This window comes from Erwinia aeris, assembly GCF_041224955.1.
In the GTDB taxonomy this organism is placed as follows: Bacteria; Pseudomonadota; Gammaproteobacteria; order Enterobacterales; family Enterobacteriaceae; genus Erwinia; species Erwinia aeris.
In genome coordinates this window covers 1-19,006 of sequence record NZ_JBGFFX010000001.1, presented here as the reverse complement: position 1 = coordinate 19,006, position 19,006 = coordinate 1, and the positions used below count along the sequence as shown (strand labels likewise).

15 protein-coding genes and 1 pseudogene are annotated in these 19,006 nt (G+C 56.0%); 3 read left to right on the top strand and 13 right to left on the bottom strand.

Annotated features, from left to right (window positions below):
* Positions 1–23: 23 nt before the first annotated feature.
* Positions 24–3,974 (top strand): trifunctional transcriptional regulator/proline dehydrogenase/L-glutamate gamma-semialdehyde dehydrogenase, encoded by a 3,951-nt coding sequence (gene putA, locus AB6T85_RS00080; protein ID WP_301253395.1) that lies wholly within the window; start codon positions 24–26, stop codon positions 3,972–3,974.
* A gap of 178 nt (positions 3,975–4,152) precedes the next feature.
* Here putA and AB6T85_RS00075 read toward each other — a convergent pair whose 3' ends face one another.
* The 6 genes from AB6T85_RS00075 to AB6T85_RS00050 form a co-directional block, all read right to left on the bottom strand.
* Positions 4,153–5,226, bottom strand: a complete 1,074-nt coding sequence (locus tag AB6T85_RS00075; RefSeq protein ID WP_301729415.1) for an acyltransferase family protein — start codon at positions 5,224–5,226, stop codon at positions 4,153–4,155.
* A gap of 425 nt (positions 5,227–5,651) precedes the next feature.
* Positions 5,652–6,404, bottom strand: coding sequence for an L-cystine ABC transporter ATP-binding protein TcyN (tcyN, locus tag AB6T85_RS00070; RefSeq protein ID WP_253460538.1), 753 nt, complete (start codon positions 6,402–6,404; stop codon positions 5,652–5,654).
* Positions 6,401–7,069 (bottom strand): cystine ABC transporter permease, encoded by a 669-nt coding sequence (tcyL, locus tag AB6T85_RS00065; RefSeq protein ID WP_253460535.1) that lies wholly within the window; start codon positions 7,067–7,069, stop codon positions 6,401–6,403. Before tcyL ends, tcyN begins: the two co-directional genes overlap by 4 nt.
* Entirely contained in the window at positions 7,069–7,872 is an 804-nt protein-coding gene (gene tcyJ / locus AB6T85_RS00060) for a cystine ABC transporter substrate-binding protein (RefSeq protein WP_125290927.1), read from the bottom strand. Before tcyJ ends, tcyL begins: the two co-directional genes overlap by 1 nt.
* A gap of 65 nt (positions 7,873–7,937) precedes the next feature.
* On the bottom strand, positions 7,938–8,924 hold the full coding sequence (locus AB6T85_RS00055) for a D-cysteine desulfhydrase (RefSeq protein ID WP_369894548.1): 987 nt from the start codon (positions 8,922–8,924) through the stop codon (positions 7,938–7,940).
* A gap of 205 nt (positions 8,925–9,129) precedes the next feature.
* Positions 9,130–9,351, bottom strand: a complete 222-nt coding sequence (locus tag AB6T85_RS00050; protein ID WP_253460529.1) for a hypothetical protein — start codon at positions 9,349–9,351, stop codon at positions 9,130–9,132.
* 533 nt (positions 9,352–9,884) lie between these two features.
* Between AB6T85_RS00050 and AB6T85_RS00045 the strand changes: the two are divergent.
* A pseudogene (locus AB6T85_RS00045) lies at positions 9,885–10,144 on the top strand (Ogr/Delta-like zinc finger protein).
* Positions 10,145–10,178: 34 nt separating this feature from the next.
* Here the strand turns inward: AB6T85_RS00045 and AB6T85_RS00040 are convergent.
* Together AB6T85_RS00040 and AB6T85_RS00035 are read right to left on the bottom strand one after the other, a co-directional pair.
* On the bottom strand, positions 10,179–10,466 hold the full coding sequence (locus AB6T85_RS00040) for a HigA family addiction module antitoxin (protein WP_253460526.1): 288 nt from the start codon (positions 10,464–10,466) through the stop codon (positions 10,179–10,181).
* On the bottom strand, positions 10,466–10,744 hold the full coding sequence (locus AB6T85_RS00035) for a type II toxin-antitoxin system RelE/ParE family toxin (RefSeq protein ID WP_253460523.1): 279 nt from the start codon (positions 10,742–10,744) through the stop codon (positions 10,466–10,468). Before AB6T85_RS00035 ends, AB6T85_RS00040 begins: the two co-directional genes overlap by 1 nt.
* Positions 10,745–11,016: 272 nt before the next feature.
* On the opposite strand from AB6T85_RS00035, the gene AB6T85_RS00030 reads away from it, so the two are divergent.
* Positions 11,017–11,421 carry a site-specific integrase gene (locus AB6T85_RS00030; RefSeq protein WP_301253398.1) on the top strand — a complete coding sequence of 135 codons (405 nt, stop codon included), beginning with the start codon at positions 11,017–11,019 and terminating at the stop codon, positions 11,419–11,421.
* A gap of 325 nt (positions 11,422–11,746) precedes the next feature.
* Here AB6T85_RS00030 and fliZ read toward each other — a convergent pair whose 3' ends face one another.
* From fliZ to AB6T85_RS00005, 5 genes are all read right to left on the bottom strand, one after another.
* Complete coding sequence (gene fliZ, locus AB6T85_RS00025; RefSeq protein WP_253460520.1) at positions 11,747–12,250, bottom strand: flagella biosynthesis regulatory protein FliZ; 504 nt, start codon at positions 12,248–12,250, stop codon at positions 11,747–11,749.
* Positions 12,251–12,292: 42 nt separating this feature from the next.
* A complete protein-coding gene (locus AB6T85_RS00020) occupies positions 12,293–13,015 on the bottom strand; it encodes an RNA polymerase sigma factor FliA (protein WP_253460517.1) in 723 nt (240 codons plus the stop codon).
* A gap of 143 nt (positions 13,016–13,158) precedes the next feature.
* Positions 13,159–14,127 carry an HNH endonuclease signature motif containing protein gene (locus tag AB6T85_RS00015; protein WP_301253399.1) on the bottom strand — a complete coding sequence of 323 codons (969 nt, stop codon included), beginning with the start codon at positions 14,125–14,127 and terminating at the stop codon, positions 13,159–13,161.
* A 235-nt stretch (positions 14,128–14,362) separates the two neighbouring features.
* Complete coding sequence (locus tag AB6T85_RS00010; protein ID WP_369894547.1) at positions 14,363–15,178, bottom strand: glycosyltransferase family 2 protein; 816 nt, start codon at positions 15,176–15,178, stop codon at positions 14,363–14,365.
* A gap of 80 nt (positions 15,179–15,258) precedes the next feature.
* Entirely contained in the window at positions 15,259–18,897 is a 3,639-nt protein-coding gene (locus tag AB6T85_RS00005; protein ID WP_369894546.1) for a glycosyltransferase, read from the bottom strand.
* Positions 18,898–19,006 lie beyond the last annotated feature (109 nt).

Genomic DNA, 19,006 nt, shown 5'->3' with positions numbered 1-19,006 from the left:
CTATTTGCAAGGAGTTTTAAGGCATGGGCACAACCACTATGGGCGTTAAGCTGGACGAGGCCACGCGTGACCGCATTCGTCAGGCTGCGGGCCAGATCGATCGCACACCTCACTGGCTGATCAAACAGGCTATTTTTAACTATCTGGAACAGCTGGAGAGAGGCGACGCCCTGCCGGAATTCCCCTTGCAGGCTACGGCTCAGGAGAGCGAAGACGCGCCGGTCGAGGAGCTGCATCAGCCTTTTCTGGAGTTTGCCGAACATATTCTGCCGCAATCGGTAACCCGCTCCGCCATTACCGCCGCGTGGCGTCGCCCGGAGACGGAAGCAGTGCCGATGCTCCTTGAACAGGCACGTCTGCCGCAGCCGCTGGCGCAGCAAACCCAACGTCTTGCCCACAAGCTGGCTTCGGCGCTCAGGCACCAAAAAGGGGCAGGCGGCCGCGCCGGTATGGTGCAATCGCTGCTTCAGGAGTTTTCACTTTCTTCACAGGAAGGCGTTGCGCTGATGTGCCTGGCGGAAGCGCTGCTGCGTATTCCAGATAAGCCAACCCGTGACGCGCTGATCCGCGATAAAATCAGCAACGGCAACTGGCAGTCGCATCTGGGCCGCAGCCCTTCGATGTTTGTTAACGCCGCCACCTGGGGCCTGCTGTTTACCGGCCGCCTGGTCGCCACGCACAACGAGGCGAATTTGTCGCGCTCGCTGAACCGCATCATCGGTAAAAGCGGCGAGCCGCTGATCCGCAAAGGCGTGGATATGGCGATGCGCCTGATGGGCGAGCAGTTTGTCACTGGCGAAACCATCGCGGAAGCGCTGGCGAACGCCCGCAAGCTGGAAGAGAAAGGCTTCCGCTACTCTTACGATATGCTGGGCGAGGCCGCGCTGACGGCAAAAGACGCTGAAGCCTATCTGGTTTCCTATCAGCAGGCGATCCACGCTATCGGTAAAGCCTCCAACGGTCGCGGCATCTATGAAGGGCCGGGCATTTCCATCAAGCTTTCCGCGCTGCATCCGCGCTACAGCCGCGCGCAGTACGAGCGCGTGATGAACGAACTTTACCCCATTTTGAAATCGCTGACGCTGCTGGCACGCTCTTACGACATTGGCATCAACATCGATGCGGAAGAAGCGGATCGCCTGGAGCTGTCGCTGGATCTGCTGGAAAAACTCTGCTTTGAGCCGGAGCTGGAAGGCTGGAACGGCATCGGCTTTGTTATCCAGGCCTATCAGAAGCGCTGCCCGTTTGTGATCGACGCGCTGATCGACATGGCCCAGCGCAGCCGTCGCCGCCTGATGATCCGCCTGGTGAAAGGTGCCTACTGGGACAGCGAGATCAAGCGCGCCCAGATGGACGGCCTGGAAGGCTATCCGGTGTTCACCCGTAAGGTTTACACCGACATCTCTTATCTGGCCTGCGCCCGTAAACTGCTGGCCGTACCGAACCTGATCTATCCGCAGTTCGCGACGCACAACGCGCATACGCTGGCGGTTATCTATCAGATGGCGGGCAATAACTACTACCCTGGTCAGTACGAGTTCCAGTGCCTGCACGGCATGGGCGAACCGCTGTACGAGCAGGTGGTCGGCAAAGTGGCGGATGGCAAGCTTAACCGCCCGTGCCGGATCTATGCACCGGTCGGCACGCACGAAACGCTGCTGGCCTACCTGGTGCGCCGCCTGCTGGAAAACGGTGCCAACACGTCGTTTGTGAACCGCATTGCCGATAACACGCTCCAGATTGAAGATCTGGTCGCCGATCCGGTCGATGAAGTGGAAAAACTGGCCCGCACCGAAGGGGCGATTGGTCTGCCGCATCCGAAGATCCCGCTGCCGCGCGATCTCTATGGCGCAACGCGTCAGAACTCCGCCGGTCTGGATCTGGCTAACGAACACCGCCTGGCTTCGCTCTCCAGCGCCCTGCTGAACAGCGCTATCCAGCCGTGGTACGCCGCGCCGGTTATCGATGGCGAAACGGAAGCCAGCGAACAGCTGCCGGTGCTCAATCCGGCGGAGCCTGCCGATATCGTGGGCTATGTGCGCCACGCTACCGGGAAAGATGTTTCGACCGCGCTGGACGCCGCCGTCAATGCCGGCCCGATTTGGTTCGCCACGCCGCCTGCCGCCCGTGCGGAGATCCTGACCCGTGCCGCCGAGCTGATGGAAGCTCAGCTACAGCGCCTGTTGGGGATCCTGGTGCGTGAGGCCGGAAAGACCTTTAACAACGCTATCGCCGAGGTACGCGAAGCGGTCGACTTCCTGCACTACTATGCAGGCCAGGTTCGCGACGATTTCGATAACGAAACGCACCGTCCGCTTGGCCCGGTGGTTTGCATCAGCCCGTGGAACTTCCCGCTGGCAATCTTCACCGGTCAAATTGCCGCAGCGCTGGCAGCAGGCAACAGCGTGCTGGCCAAGCCTGCCGAGCAGACGCCGCTGGTGGCCGCTGCCGCCGTCGCTATTCTGCATGAAGCGGGCGTGCCGGTGGGTGCCCTACAGCTGCTGCCGGGCCTGGGTGAAACCGTCGGCGCTCAGCTGACCGGCGACGACCGCGTACGCGGCGTGATGTTTACCGGGTCGACTGCCGTAGCAACGCTACTGCAACGTAATCTGGCCGGTCGTCTGGATCCGCAAGGCAGACCGACGCCGCTGATTGCGGAAACCGGCGGCATGAACACCATGATCGTGGACTCCTCCGCGCTGACGGAACAGGTCGTGGTCGATATCGTGGCTTCTGCCTTTGACAGCGCCGGTCAACGCTGCTCTGCCCTGCGTCTGCTCTGTATTCAGGATGATGTTGCCGACCACACGCTGCAAATGCTGCGCGGCGCGATGGCCGAATGCCGTATGGGCAACCCGGAGCGCCTGTCTACCGATATCGGGCCGGTGATCGACAGCGAAGCGAAAGAAAATATCGAACGCCATATTCAGGCGATGCGCAGCAAAGGCATGAAAGTGTATCAGGCGGCGTTTAACGATAAGCACGACAGCAAAGAGTGGCAGACCGGCACCTTTATTCCGCCAACGCTGATTGAGCTGGAAAACGTCGCCGATCTGGATAAGGAAATTTTCGGGCCGGTGCTGCACGTGGTGCGCTACAACCGCAGCACGCTGCCGAAAATCATTGAGCAGATCAACGCTTCCGGCTACGGCCTGACGCTGGGCGTGCATACCCGTATTGATGAAACCATCAATCAGGTCACCAGCCGCGCCAAAGTCGGCAACCTGTACGTCAACCGCAATATGGTAGGGGCCGTCGTAGGCGTCCAGCCGTTCGGTGGCGAAGGCCTGTCCGGCACCGGCCCGAAAGCGGGCGGCCCGCTCTATCTCTATCGTCTGCTCTCGCATCGCCCGGATGGCGCGCTGAAGGTTACGCTGGATCGCCAGGACGTCGAGCGTCCGGTTGATGCGGCGCTGCGTCCGGTGCTGCTGACCACTCATCAGGCGCTGACGGAGTGGGCGAAAGACAAGCCGGAGCTGGCTGCGGTCTGCAAACAGTTTGCCGAGCTGGGCCAGAGCGGCACCGTTCGCCTGCTGCCCGGCCCGACGGGCGAACGCAACACCTTTACCCTGCTGCCGCGCGAGCGCGTGGTCTGCCTGGCGGATAACGAGCAGGATGCGCTGGTGCAGCTGGCGGCGGTCACCGCCGTGGGCAGCCGCGCGCTGTGGCAGGATGATGAACTGCATCGCGCGCTGGCGAAGAAACTGCCCACAGCCGTGCAGAGCCGTATCGACTTTGCGGTCGAACCGCTGGCGCAGCATAACGAGTTTGAGGCGGTGATTTACCACGGCGATGCCGATCAGCTCAGAACAGTTTGCGAAACGGTGGCCGCTCGTGAAGGCGCGATTGTTTCCGTCCAGGGCTTTGCCCGCGGCGAAACCAATCTGCTGCTGGAACGCCTGCTGATTGAGCGCTCGCTGAGCGTCAATACCGCAGCGGCAGGCGGCAACGCCAGCCTGATGACCATCGGCTAACGCGCCCGTCGGCCTGCCCGACAGGCTTAAAGCAGCGGATTCCGTACAAGGGGCGAAGCAGTTCGCCCCTTTTTTGGTTTAGCCGCGCGGCTGACCGGAAAAAGTAGCCACCTGATGCGTTTAAAGTCATAAGAAAAAGGCCGCTAATAAGCGGCCTTCTTACGCCTGGTGTTTTCTGTCAGGCATCAACTTTGACACGCAGCAGCCGTGGATAGATAAACAGATTTTTGCCGATGCCCCGATTAAGCAACGTCCACACGCCTACCGAACAGCCCGCGCACAGCGCCACCATTACCACCGGGAAAGCTGTCGCCCACAGCATGGAGAACGCTTTGTTAGCGAACAGCTGATGATGTTCCGCGAACAAAATGGCGGACATGCCAAAGAATTCGATAAAGATGCGGTGCAGCACGTAAATTTGCAGCGTGTTTCTGCCCAGCCAGTTTAGCCAGCCCAGCGTAAAGTAGCGATTCAGCGTCCGGCAGGCGGCGACGGAGATTAAAACAGCGAGCGCACACAGGAACAGGCTATGGGGAATACCGAGCTTAGCGTGGATCAGCGACAGCGCTATCAGCGCGGCCCAGGGCACCAGATTGCTGCGACGCCATTCGCTCCAGCGCAGCAAAGTGCTGCTGTAAAAGGTACCCAGCAGGAAGAAGATCAGATACTGCGCGACGCTTTCCGGTCCCCAGCCTGGGATGATTTTCATGACGGCGGCGTAATTCAGCAAAACCGCAATGGTCATCATCGCAAGCCGCTGCTCGCGGAACAGTTTGGCGAACACAAAAAACAGGCCAAGCGCATAAAGATACCAGGAGGAGCTCATCGCCAGCAGCATTAATTTAACCGACTCCACCGGCGTGGCCGCCCAGGCCGCGTTGGTGTTTTTGGAGAGCTGTTCGCCCATCACCTCATTGGAGACGCCCCGGATCATCAGCCATTGGATCACGCCCCAAAGGAAATAGAGATAGAAAAGATTGGTAACGCGACTGGTAAAAACCTGCTTCCATGGACGGTTAATAATGCCGTTGGTCGCCAGCAGGCCAGAGACAAAGAAAAAGGCGGGCATCCTCAGCGGCGAAAGATAATTATTAAAGGCCAGCCATAATTTAGCAGGCATAAAGCCAGCAACCAGATGGCCAATCATTTCGGCATAGCCTGGCAGGACAACATGATATAAAACCACGAGTAAAATGCAGAGGCCTTTTAAACTGTTTATCCAGGCAATATCCTGCTTTTGAGTCGTATTCATTATATTACTCCGACCGTCATAAACTGGGATAACATGAGGTAGCGATACCTCCCCGTAGCCGAGATATTTAATATTATCTGGCCCTGACCGTACGCTGACAAATATATACAATGTGGCTGCTGCTGGCCCTGAATACTTAGTCATGCCCGGCATCATGCATATTCAGAACATTCCTCTTCTCGCGAAGCGAATTTACCTTACCCTGGAAATTTGCAATAAGTTAATAAATTATTCCTCTTTTAAGAGACTGACATCTTAAGGAACTTCTCCAAAACGAAGGCGGGTAAGGGAAAGCACAGGCGGGAGAGCTGTTTACGCAGGAAGAACGGCTATTTTATAACGAAGCGGCATGAAAGATATTTAAGAAAAAGCTTATTCAGCTGGCGCGCTGAAAATTGCCGGAATTAACCGGCAATTTTACAGGGTTATTGCGAAAGAAACTTTTCCAGGAACTGACGGGTGCGCGGGTGTTCGGGATGGCTGAACAGTGCTTTTGCGCTGCCCTGCTCCACGATGCGACCCTGATCCATAAAGATGGCGCGATCGGCAACGTCACGCGCAAAGCTCATCTCATGCGTGACGATAACCATAGTGCGCTTCTCCTGCGCCAGCGCCCTGATGGTATTGAGCACTTCGCCTACCAGCTCGGGATCCAGCGCGGAGGTCGGCTCATCGAACAGGATCACCTCCGGGCGCATCGCCAGCGCACGGGCGATAGCCACGCGCTGCTGCTGGCCGCCGGAAAGCCGACGCGGATAGCTCTCTTCCCTGCCCGCCAGCCCAACCTTCTCCAGCAGCTGACGCGCACGCGCCACCGCTTCGGCTTTTGGTTCGCCTTTCACGATGGTTGGCCCTTCAATGATGTTTTCCAGCACCGAACGATGGGGAAACAGATTAAAGTTCTGGAAAACAAAGCCTACCTGCTGGCGCAGACGGCGTACCTGCTCTTTCTGACGGTTCATGCCGGCGGCGGCATCAATACGGATATTGCCCACTTTAATGGTGCCGCTGTCCGGGGTTTCCAGCAGATTGATGCTGCGCAGCAGCGTGGTTTTGCCCGAGCCGCTTGGGCCGATTATCGCCACCACTTCGCCCGAAGCGACCTCCAGATCGATATCGTGCAGCACCGTGTGGCCGTTAAATTTCTTCACCAGCCCGCTGACTTCAATGGCGCTCATTTTGCCTCCCGATCCTGGCGGTTAACGTGGTTTTCCAGCCTGCTTTGCAGCATGGAGAGTAAAGTCGCCATCACCCAGTAAATCAGCGAAGCCGCCAGATACATGGTAAAAACTTCCAGCGTGCGCGAGGTGATCAGCTGCGCCTGGCGGAACAGCTCCGGCACCTGAATGGTGGCGGCCAGCGAGGTATCTTTCACGAGGCTGATAAAGCTGTTGCCTAACGGCGGCAGCGCGGTACGGGCGGCCTGCGGCAGAATAACCCGGCGCAGCGTCTGCCAGCGCGTCATGCCGATACTGGCCGCCGCTTCCCACTGGCCGCGCTCGATGGCGGCGATAGCACCGCGCAGCGATTCGGAAGCGTAGGCCGCCGTATTCAGCGACAGGCCAATCATGGCGGAAGGGATTGGATCCAGCTCAATGCCGAACTGCGGCAGGCCGTAGTAGATCATAAACAGCTGGGCGATCAGCGGCGTGCCGCGAAATATCGACACGTAGAAACGCGACAGCCAGGCTATGGGCCAGAAGTGGGAAAGACGCATCATCGCCAGCACGAAGCCCAGCAGCAGCCCGAAGAACATGCCGCCGATGCTGAGCTGGAGGGTGAAAAGCGCGCCTTTCAGTAAAAATGGTGCTGAATCCAGCACCAGTTGTAAACTTTCCTGCATTATTTAGTTACGTCCACGCCAAACCATTTGTCGGAAATCTTAGCCAGCGAACCGTCTTTCTGCATGTCCGCAATGGCTTTATCGACCGCCGCCAGCATTTCCGGGTTGTCTTTGCGCAGCGCCACGCCCGCTTCCTGACGAGAGAAGGCCGGGCCGGCTACCGCCAGCGTTTTACCGGTTTTCTTCACCAGATCCAGCGCGGCCAGACGGTCAACCAGGATCGCATCAATTCGGCCAACGCGCAGATCCTGATATTTAGTTGGATCGTCGTCATAAGTACGGATATCGACGTTCTTCACGTTTTCACGCAGCCACTGCTCGTAGTTGGTGCCCAGTCCCAGCCCCACTTTTTTGCCGCTGAGATCGGCAGGCTTAGTGATGCTGTCGGCCTTATCGGCTTTGGTCAGCGCCTGGATACCGGAAACGGTATAAGGCGTAGAGAAGTCATACTTCTTTTTGCGCTCGTCGGAGATGGTGACCTGGTTGATCACCACATCGATGCGCTTTGAGTCCAGCGAGGCCAACATGCCGTCCCACTTGGTCGGTTTCAGGCTGGCCTTGACGCCCAGATGCTGTGCCAGGGCGTTGGCGAAATCGACCTCAAAACCGGCCAGTTTGCCGTTTTCGTCCTGGAAGCTGAATGGCGGATAGGTTCCTTCCAGGCCCACCAGCAGCGTGCCGCGTTCTTTTACTTTATTCAGCAGGTTTTCCGGGGCAGCAGTAGCCTTGGTGGCAACGCCAGCCACCAGCGCCAGCGACATCATTCCCGTTACCAGTTGGCGACGAACCAGAGAAAAATTCATAAGCGCTCCATGTTGAGATGCAGATTAATAGTGTGTAGTCAGCTTTCTTTCCGAAGGCCCGCGGATCACCGCAGAGGATGATAAGCAAACAGCGCCGGCGAACCACCCGTGTGAACGAACAGTAGCGGGCCTTCGCGGCGAAAACGCTTTTGTGCGATGCCGTCAATCAATCCGGCCATTACCTTGCCAGTATAGACCGGGTCCAGAAATATCCCTTCAAGCCTGGCCAACAGTTTGATCGCTTCCGTGCCCTCTTCGCTCGGCATCCCGTAGCCCGGCGCGAAATAGTCGTCCCAGAGCGTCACGGGCGCCTGCGCTGTTAGCTCAAGCTGCGCGGCGAGCGCCTTTTGAATAGCGACCACTTTAGGCTGCTGTTCAGCAACGCTGCGCGAAACGGTTACGCCAACCAGCTCGGTGTCCGGCAGCAGCTGCTCCAGTCCTACGGCGAGACCGGCATGGGTTCCGGCACTGCCGGAGGCAACAACGACAGCGGCAAAATCTACCACGCCTTCGCTCTGATGAGCAATTTCCTGAGCACATTCTACGTATCCCAGCGCGCCCAGCGCGTTGGAGCCGCCAACCGGCACTACATAAGGCCGAAAGCCCTGCGCTTCCAGCCGCGTACACTGTTCAGCCAGCTGCGCGGCGGGATCGTGCAGCGCATCAACCATGACTACTTCCACATCCATCAGGTCCAGCAGCAGGCGATTGCCGTTAGTGGCGTAATTTTCAAGATGGGTAATGCCCGGATTTTCCAGCAGCGCCACGCACTTCAGGCCCAGCTTTGCGGCCACGGCGGCGGTTTGACGGACATGGTTAGACTGGATAGCGCCGGCGGTCAGCAGCACGTCCGCGCCCTGGCGCAGCGCATCCGCCGCCAGGAACTCAAGCTTGCGCAGTTTGTTGCCGCCCAGGGCTACGGGCGTGAAGTCGTCGCGTTTGATAAAAATATCGCGCCCCAGATAATCGGAAAGACGAGGCAGATGCTCAAGCGGCGTCGGTGCGCCAAGCAGTTCCAGACGGGGAAATGAGTGTAAAAGATGTAAGGACAACGTAGCCTCCACAGCAGCAAAAAGTCATCCTTACTGTTGCGAAGGCAAGGATAACATATTGAAAAAAATGGTTTTAAGCCAATACCACACATTGACTATATAAAAAAACCCGCTTCCAGGCGGGCTTGCATATTATAAGCTATCAGGGATCGCAAAGCGCTAACGCTCTCCTCTCAATAGTCCAGGTCCAGGTGAAAGCAAAGCGCTAACGCTCTCCTCTCAGCAGTCCGAGTCCAAGTGAAAGCAGGTATCCCAAAACAAAGAAGCCGACAAAGCCAACTGTTTTCATTACACCGCCCTCCAGCAGAAACAACGACAAAAAAGCAGCTATTGAGCAAAGTCCGGTAATCATGGCCTCGAGAAAATGAGAAGTGCCCCAGCTGGCAATTTTGCCCAATTTACTTAGCGAGGATTTTGCAGAGTTCATGCTGAACCGCCTTACAAATCATTGGGCTACTGTTGATATATTTCAGATAAGGTTCAAGCGCAGGCTCGACCAAAAAATAAACCATATCAAGATTTTCATCAGATGCCAGGTTCTGATTACGCCGTCATACATCCCAGAAGGTACTGACGAGATACCCTCAACTACCCCACGGGCAATAGATTTTGCATCCATACATTTTCCCTTTCGTCCAATAAACCGTGTCAAGAATAACTAACAGGGATAGCTATTTCTATCCGTAAGGTATTTCAGCTCCTTAAAGAATAATAATTTTTTTAACGTATAGTTTTAATTTAAAAAATTAATCGCCCCTGCATATTCTCCCTCTTGAAATTTCATTCAAATTGCGAAAAACAGCAAGAACTGTATTCTTTTCCGTATGTTGCATTTTATACGATACTTCCCCAATATTTTCTGGAAAAAAGTGAAACTGGCTTCAACTTTTCACTTTGCGATCGGTACAGTAGCCCTTGGGCGCGAGTTGTCAGTGCGTTGGTTGATGAATGAGTATGGCTATGCGCGTACTAAAAATTATTTTCCCGCAATGCAATGCCAAAGCAATCATACGGAAGACTAACCGCAAGCATCCCGAACCGTCAGATATTTATTGCCAGTGCTCTGACGTGGAATGCGACCACACTTTCGTGACGAATCAGTCGTTTTCGCATACGCTCAGCCCAGCGCGCGCCGGTAACGACCTGCTGAAAAAAAACTGATTGGGCTGATTACGCCGGAAGAACGGCAGATGGCGTTAGATTTGTTACAAGCCAGATAGCGGACACCCCGCAAACGCGGGGTTTTTTATGCGCTTATGCAGGCTGCAATCTGTGCAGCACTGACAGATCGATACGCTGCCGTGCACGCCATAAATCGTGATCGCGCTGCATTGCCAACCACACGTCAGCAGAACCACCCAGGACGGCTGCAAGTCTTAGCGCCATCTCAGGAGATATGTCAGACTTACTCACAATTAACCGCTGAACCGTTGAGGGTGCAACGTGCAGCGCCGATGCAAGCTGACGTGCGCTCAGCCCGAGCGATTCCATAGACTCGCGGATTAGCCCCCCAGGATGAGGGGGATTAAACATTCTGCCCATCAGTGGTAGTCCTCCATATTAATGATAAATACATCACCGTCTGTAAATTCAAAGGTTATTCGCCAGTTGCCTGTTACCGTCACAGACCAGATCCCCGCCCGATCCCCTCGCAGGGGATGCAGGTTAAAACCGGCAATATCAACGTCATCAATGATTTTAGCGTTATCCAGTGCAGACAAGCGAAACGCGATTTTGTCAGCGTTGCGTGAATCAATCCCAGCCGTTGAGCCAGTTTCAAAAAATTTCTTCAGCCCCTTATGCTTAAAACTCCTGATCACGTTAATCACTCCCTGTGTTGCGTTATGCGCATAATAACACCGCCGATGCGCGGTGCGCAACACGCATTGCTTTTAGGGAGCAATTTTCAGATGTTCAACTGATGTTCAACTGATGTTGCATCAGGCATTGGTTCACAGTTGTTTAGCCCGGCGCGAATAATCGTGAGATCTACCCACTGCCAGGCATGTTCACACGGCTGGCGGAGATTAGCGAATGCTCGGGTGAGGATCCGATTAGAGGATCTGGCTCACTGCCTGTACTGATCCAGGAGATGTCATTTAGCAAAGATGAAATCGCCGCCCTGTTCAATACGCTGGCCGGTGATGCGCGCCTGGTGGCTCTGGTAGCACTCAGTGCAGTCGGGCGCCGGACAGAAGTTGTCACTTTAAAACGGTCGCAGATTGTTAACTGTCGCGTCATGTATTTGAAAACCAAAAACGGTAAACGGCGTGCGGTTCCGATTTCGGCAGAGCCAGAACACAACATGATGTCGACAGCCAGCACCAGCTTGTTTAATGTCGATTGCAGAAAATTCTGTGGGGTGCGCAAACAAATTAAACCCGATATCCCGCCAGGCCAATCACTCCACATATTGCGGCATATATTTACTGGTCACGTCATGATGAACGAGGGAAATATCATGTTTTACAGCAAATGTGTGGGCTCGCAAGCATAGCGCTGACGATGAGTTATGCGCATATAGCTTTGAGATCGGGAAAATACCATCGCGCTGGGGCCGTTGGCTGGCAGATTAACAGTTCAGGACTGCTGATACTGTAAATTCAGGGCAGCGATATTGCGCTGCCCTGATGTCCACGTCATGCCCACATTCAGACATGTCAGAAACCGTTACAAACCGCTGTAACTTTTTCAGAGGTATTTTTTTTATAAGTTTATTTTGTAAGCCTTTACTTAACCAATCCCTTAACAACGCAGGAAAAGTTATTACGGTTTTACAAAACATAGCTAAAAGGTAACGTAAAAGAGGCTGTCGTCCCAATCTAATTGCGCTGCCAGCCTAAAAACTGATCGTATTTGCGCAGGGCGATGCGGTAATTATTGTTGCCCGCATCGGGAAGATCGTTTTCCAGACATTCGTGCCAGCTGTTGCCGGCCAATCTTTCCGCCGGAAAATTACGGGCCGACAGCATCCCGTCAAGGCGACGCAGGCGAACAACATATTCGCGAATCGTGCTGTGGCTCATCTCGGTCTGCTCAAACAGATACTGTTTAAACGCCATGATGTCAAAATAGGTAGGATTCGTATTGCAGTAAATATCACTGCAAAAACGACACAGCGCGGTCAGCTCAAGCTGGAGCTTTGACCAGACCTGGTCGTCAATCGGCTGGTCCATGCGGGCGATCGCCTCTTTATTGATGATCTGCCCGCGGAAAACCAACGCCATACGGTCGAGAACTTTACTACAGTGTGAACAGTTAGTCTGGCTGTGCTTAAAATCTTTCAAATAGCGGCTCAGCGGCCTCATTTTAATTTTGGATCCCATTTGGAGTCCCCGGTTGGTGTTGAGAGTGCAAAACTGACTCCGTCAGCGCGCTCCCGTTAACCGGGCGCGCAGGCGTTTTATCGCCTGACTGTGCAGCTGGCTGACACGGGATTCCCCGACCTCCAGCACTGCGCCAATCTCTTTCAGATTCAGCTCTTCCTGGTAATAAAGCGTCAGCACCATTTTTTCGCGTTCGGGCAGCGCCTCGATCGCTTCAATGACGCGTTCGCGCAGATTCCCTTCCATTAACTGGTGTAGCGGGTTAGCCTCTTCGTGGCCTTCCGTCACCAGCTCCGCGCTGTCGCCATGTTCCTCACGATATTCGTCGTAAGAGAACAGCTGGCTATTATTGGTATCCAGCAGGATCTGCCGGTACTCTTCTAATGACACGTCCAGCTGTGCCGCGACTTCCTGCTCGCTGGCCGGCCTTCCAAGACTTTGTTCGACGCGATGCATGGCGGTGGCGACTTCGCGCGCGTTACGACGCACGCTGCGAGGCGCCCAGTCACGGCTACGTAATTCATCCAGCATCGCGCCACGTATGCGCTGTACGGCATAGGTAGTAAATGCCGTGCCCTGCAGCGCATCGTAACGTTCGACGGCATTCAGCAGCCCAATGCCACCCGCCTGCAGGAGGTCGTCCAGTTCAACACTGGCTGGCAACCTGACCTGTAAGCGCAGCGCCTCATGACGCACCAGCGGCACATAGCGCTGCCACAGCGAGTTTTTATCCATCACGCCACCGACGGTATATAGATCGTTCACTATGACTATCCTGCGTTAGTTAAGTTATCGGCATGATTATCTGTTTCTGTAGTGCGGATTGATTGGAGGAATAGCGGTAAAAAAGGCGGGTTATTTCATTTTTGTGGAAAAAAGCGGCGTCGGGCACCGCTTTTTACGGAAAGCTAACGCAACCTTAGCAGTCTCTGCCGTGTCGCTGTGGGTACCTGCTCCCATAATGCACAGGTTTTACCGGCAAGATCCTGATAAGCAGTGCTTAACTCTTCATCGGCGGGCAGACTGTGCCGGAAAGAGACTTTGCCTGTCTCGCCGTCGATCAGCAGCAGATGGCTGGCGAACAGCCGTTGCAGGTCGCTGCGCAGAAAAAGCCCGTTATCCACGTTATTATCTTTCAGAAAACCGCTTTCGTTCTCTTCCGTCACAATATGGCAGGCCTCTACCCACGGGTAGCTGGCATTTTCATGCACTTTGGTGCCGGTGATCACACAGGCGCCGTAGCGTTCACGCACCGCCGTGCTGAAAGACTGCTGGCTGATGCGCTGCCAGAGACGCGCTTTGACGCGGCGCCCTACCTGCGTGCCGGGCATTACGCCTGCCGTAGGCGGCAGCAGCGGCGAGCTGAGCACCACCAGGAACTGGAGCTGTCTCGCATATTCAAAACAGGGCCGCGTCTGGCTGTCGTACAGCTGCCAGTACTCGTCTTCCTCATCGGTGCGCAGCAGGCTGAGCGTAAAACCACGCTGTGCCATCAGGCTTTGCGCCATAATCGAGGCCGGATCCAGCATCGCCACCACCTTGCTCTCGCCCATCACCTTCCAGACGTTCCACGGTGCGGGTGCGGGCGGGCGACGAAAATAGAGAAAGCTCTCCTGTTTTTGCAGGTAGTGCTCAAAGCGCTGCAAATAGTTTTTACGTTCGTTGTCGTTAGAGATAAAAAGCACATCCTCCAGCGCGCCGTGGATATCCCTGCTGGCGAAAATCGCCCGGATAATCCAGTTCTTGCTGGAGGTAGAAGGACTGAGTAATCCATGAGGGGTTAGCGATTTATCCTCAGGGTATTTCTGGCCATAGCGTTCGGCAATTTCATCGAACGGCAACAGTTCGCCAGGCAGCAGGTCGTAATTGAAGCGCATGTCACACTCCGCAAGAGGATCAAAATGAATTGTTATAAAAAAGAGTTATCGGCCTGGCGCATTTTTTCTCCAGTGCCGCAAGGGCAAAACCTGAGTGTGATAACAAAATAAGCGGCTTTTGGATACGGGCCAGACGGCAAGTTTCAGGCAAAAAAAACAGGCGAGATAAAAAGACCCGCTTCGCCAGAAAAGCGAAGCGTGCCAGAGAAGCAGAAGTGAATAACGCAGAAAACGGTTAGCTAACCAGGCTGGCGCTAATGGCATAACGCTTTTTCAGCGTAGCCAGCTCTTTTTTCAATGCCTCGGTCGATACCACAGGAATTTTCGGCGGCAGGCAGCCATGCTTTTCCTGGAAGTACGTCGCAGCGACCAGGCTTATGGCCCGGGAAGAGAGCTTGCCGGAAATCGTTGACTGCTGCGGGCTCCAGCCTTCATCGCCCAGATACTGGCCTGAATTATCCAAATCCGGGAAATAGTGATAGGACGGATGCAGTCCCGCTTTAATAACGGCATAGGTGTGGTCGAGATGCTCCACGGCGTTATAGTAAATTTCATCCATCAGCCCGACTTTTTCCAGGCAGGCTCTGGAGTAATAGCAGAATGCGCCCACGCAGGCCGGATACAGCGGCATAACAAAATCGCCGTAATCCATAATATAGCAAGGACGCGGCGTACAGTCCGGCTGCACATTTTTATCGCCATGCTGGCTAAAATTAAAATGTTGAATGCCGGTGCGGGCAGATAATTCGATATAACGGGCAAAAACGGACGAATCCTTAACGAAAATATCATCTTCGATCAGAAAGAAATGGTCGACTTCCTGAGCCTGAAGATAGCGCAACGCAATATTTTTGCTGCGGCCAACGCCCTGATTCACTTCGTTATGGTGAAGATGGCAATCCAGCTCGCCGAGTTCGGGATAATAAGCGCCGTCGTTAACCACGACTAACGCGTCGATAATATCGCGAGGCAGCGACTGATAAAGTTTTATCAGTCCGGCTTTGCGATTATAGGTCACGATGCCTACGCCAATTTTTTTTCCGCCAATCATCCTGCCCCCTTGCGAGCCGTACTTTTTAATTAGAGCGGGCTGACCAGGCGCTCCCGGTCAGCCATAAAAATCACCTGAAACTAGCCTCGCGGCAGCCAGGCGTTCTGCCAGTCCGTCAGGCCTTCGTCACGCAGCATCCAGTCGCGGAATACGCCGGCGCGCAGCGCGTCGCCCCTGGCCGCCAGCGCGTCCATATCGGCCAGATGTTCGCGAATGGCGTTCATCCAGTCTTTGTAGCGGTTGGTTACGCGGGTGACCGGCAGATCGCAGCGGTAAGGCTCAATATCGGTACAGATCACCGGCACACCGCAGGCGCCAAGCTCCAGCAGACGCAGGTTACTTTTACACTCGTTAAAGAAGTTCATCTCCAGCGGCACCAGCGCCAGATCCAGGTTCAGCGTCGCCAGCTTTTCGGGATAAAACTCGAACGGCACGCCGTAGTGGAATTCGCACTTCACGTTCTGCGGCTTCATGCCCATAAAGACCCACTCGACCTCGTTTTCCAGCTCTTTCATAAAGGGCAGAAGGATTTCCAGGTCGCCGGTATGGCTGCTGCCGCCCGCCCAGCCGACGCGCGGCTTTTTCCCCTGACGACGCAGGCTGTTAAGCGCGGCCCACTGATCGTCCAGGCGGTTCTGCGCCACGCGAATGTCGTGATGGAACGGCGCATAGGCTTCGGCCAGCGGCACGGTGGAGACCACCAGCCAGTCCGCCTGCTCTACCGAACGGCGCAGCTGGCGCACGATATCCTTCGGCAGCTGCTTGCGGAAGACGCTTTTCAGCGGCAGGTTTGGAATGTAGTCATCGTATTCCATAATGATTTTGGTATTGCTGACCTGACGATACTGCTTCACGCGCTCGGGGATGGAGACGTCGGTCACCAGCTCCAGCAGCAGCGTATCGGGCTGTATTTCCGCCACCTCCATCACCGCAGGCAGGCCGTGCGTCAGGCCGCCTTCCAGTATCAGATTGCCTTCCAGCGCCTTGAACGGCTTGATCACGCGATAGTTGCCGCAGCCGGTCAGGTTTTTATGACAGGCCATCATTACCGGCAGCGGTCGGCCCGGCAGCGGCTGCTGATAGCGCGACTGACGCGTGCCCAGCTGGAAGTTGCCGCCAACCTTGGTGAGCTGACGGTTATAGCTGACATCCACGCTGAGCTGCCCGCGCCATTTTTCACGCAGCGTATCAAACATCTCCGGCCCGACATGGGACGCAATGCCGACTTCTTCGCCCAGCACGCGGGTTGCGCCGCCCATATGCAGCAGACGCGCATAAGGCGTCCATACGGTGAGATAGCCGCTGGCACGCGCCTTCAGCGCAAAATCCACGTCGCCCAGGTAGACCGGGAACTCATCGACGCTGAAGCCGCCCAGCTCGACAAAGACCTCTTTCGGCACCATCATGCAGGCCGCGCTGACGGCGGTCACGTTCAGGATCGATTGCAGGCGCTGCATATAGCCGGTGTTATCCACGCTGACGCCGTCGTAAACCGGCGAGACGCCGAGGCCCACGCCCGCGACGATGCCGGCATGCTGGATGCGCCCGTCGTGGTATTCCAGCCGCGCGCCCACAATGCCCACTTCGGGACGCGTGGCGTGTTCGACCATCGCCGACAGCCACTCGCCCTCAACGATTTCGGTATCATTATTTAAAAACAGCAGCAGATCGCCGCGCGCCTGCTCGGCGGCAAAATTATTGATCGCGGAGAAGCTGAACGCCTGCGGCCAGCGCAGCACGCGCAGCTGAGCGATATTCAGCGCCTCAAGCTGCGCCAGATAGTCACAGGTCGCCTCGTCCTGAGAATTGTTGTCCACGATCAGCAGTTCATAATGTGGCCACTGCGTTTTTTCCATCAGGCTTTCGATGCAGCGGCGCAGCAGCGGCAGGCGATCGCGCGTCGGGATGACAATGGAAACCAGCGGCTGCTGCTGATGAGTAAAGCGTACGCGATGCAGCCCCGGTAGCAGGCCCGGCTCGACCACGGCGGGCAGATTGCAGCGCGCCAGATGCGCAGCGGTCACGGCCGCGCTTTCCGCCACGATTTCCGGCAGCTGTAGCCAGCTTTCCGCCGTTTCCGGCACCAGCATCAGCGCATCGGCGATATGGCCGATGGACTGCGCGCCGCGGGTTTCGATAAATTTCCACGCCAGATCGATGCCGCCCAGGCGCGTAAAACCAGCGTCGAAACCGCCCGCCTCACGCGCGTCCGCGACGTTAATCAGCATCTGTTCGCCAATATAGGGCTGGCTGCGCAGTAGATCGATATTCAGATCGGGTTTAAACAGGCTTTCGGCGGCCAGCAGGGTTTCGCCCGTGACGCTGTCGCAGTACCAGAGCGCGGCGTCAGGCTGGCGCAGACGGTGCTCGGCAAAGACCAGCAGCGCCCACGGCATCAGCTCGCTGCCGGCGGTGACCAGCAGCAAGGAATCGGCCTGCGTCTGGCTGAACAGCCCGGCCAGCTGCTGGCTGTCGCGCACTTTTTCCACCAGGGCCGGCTGTAGATACTGAGCCTCCAGCGAGGCAAGCGTCTTCTCAACGGCGGCGCTGTCGCCGTGCGGATCGAGGATCGCCAGGCCGATATTGCCGGTTTCCGGCATCTGGTTAATAAAGGAGAGCAGCACGCTGATGCGCGCTTCGGAAGGCTGGCGCGTTTTCAGCCAGCTTTCCAGCACGCGGGATTTTTCGGCGTCGTCGGCAATCACCTTGCGGTGCAGCGTCAGGCTGGCGGCTTCGGCTTCGGTAACCTGCAGCCTGTCCGCTTTCGGCAAGCGGGCCAGCACGGCTTCGATCTGCGCGCTGAGCGACCACTGCCGGAAAGCTTCTTCGCGGAAGTCCTGCGTCCACTGCCAGGCATCGGCATAAGGCTCAACGATATCCTGTACCCACTCTTCAGGGCTTTGATGCGGTGCACTGCCGTAATCGGCAAGGAAATGCGAATCCAGCCCCGCTTCCAGCGTTTCGCCGTTTACATAGCCCGCGCCGGAAACCGTATCGGTAAGATAAACAGGGACACCGGCAGCCAGCGCCTGGACCACCGGACGAGTCTGTGCCATCACCAGCTGATAGGTGGAAAGGAACTCAGGCGTCAGCTCAACCTCGCGACGTCGGGCGTTGATATGGTCAAGGCTGATGCCCTTCGCGGCCAGCAGCGTCCGCAGCTCGCCAATGGCGTCATTTTGTTCTTCAGAGATCAGCAAAATGCGCGACAGCGGCGGCATAGCCTGCGGCTGTACCTGAGCGAAGCTGTCGCTAACGGAAAGAGGAAATATATGGAGTTTGCGTTGATCGATGCCTTTCAGCGCGAGTTTCGCATAGGAGATGGCGGAAACGGCCAGGCTGTAGGCCGCCAGTTTGTTTTCCAGCGCCGCGCCATAGGGCAGGTCCTGGTCCGCATAGGCGTAGTAGTGCTGAAAAACGCAAACGCCAGATATTTCGCCTTTCTGCAGAGCCGAGATCATTTTCAGACTCATGTAGCCCTGGCAAATCCAGATCAAATCGTAGTGGGCCGCCAGCGGATGCTCATCTTCCATAAAGCACTGCACGTTGCCGCTTCGCTGCAACGCCTTCAGCCGCCGTAAATAGGTGCCTTCCACCAGTCGCGTGACCAGGTCAATCTGCCAGCCCTGCGCGTGAAAATGCTCGACCACATCCATCAGGGTCGTTTCTGTATCAGTTAACCGGTTAAGTTGATCAATAGTAATTAAAAGACGATTCATACTTTTTCTCCGCGCCATCTTATGTGGGCAAGACAGAAAAAACCCGGCCGTAGCCGGGTCGACGAAACGTGTCGTGCGAGATTACTGCAGCAGAGACAGAACGCCCTGT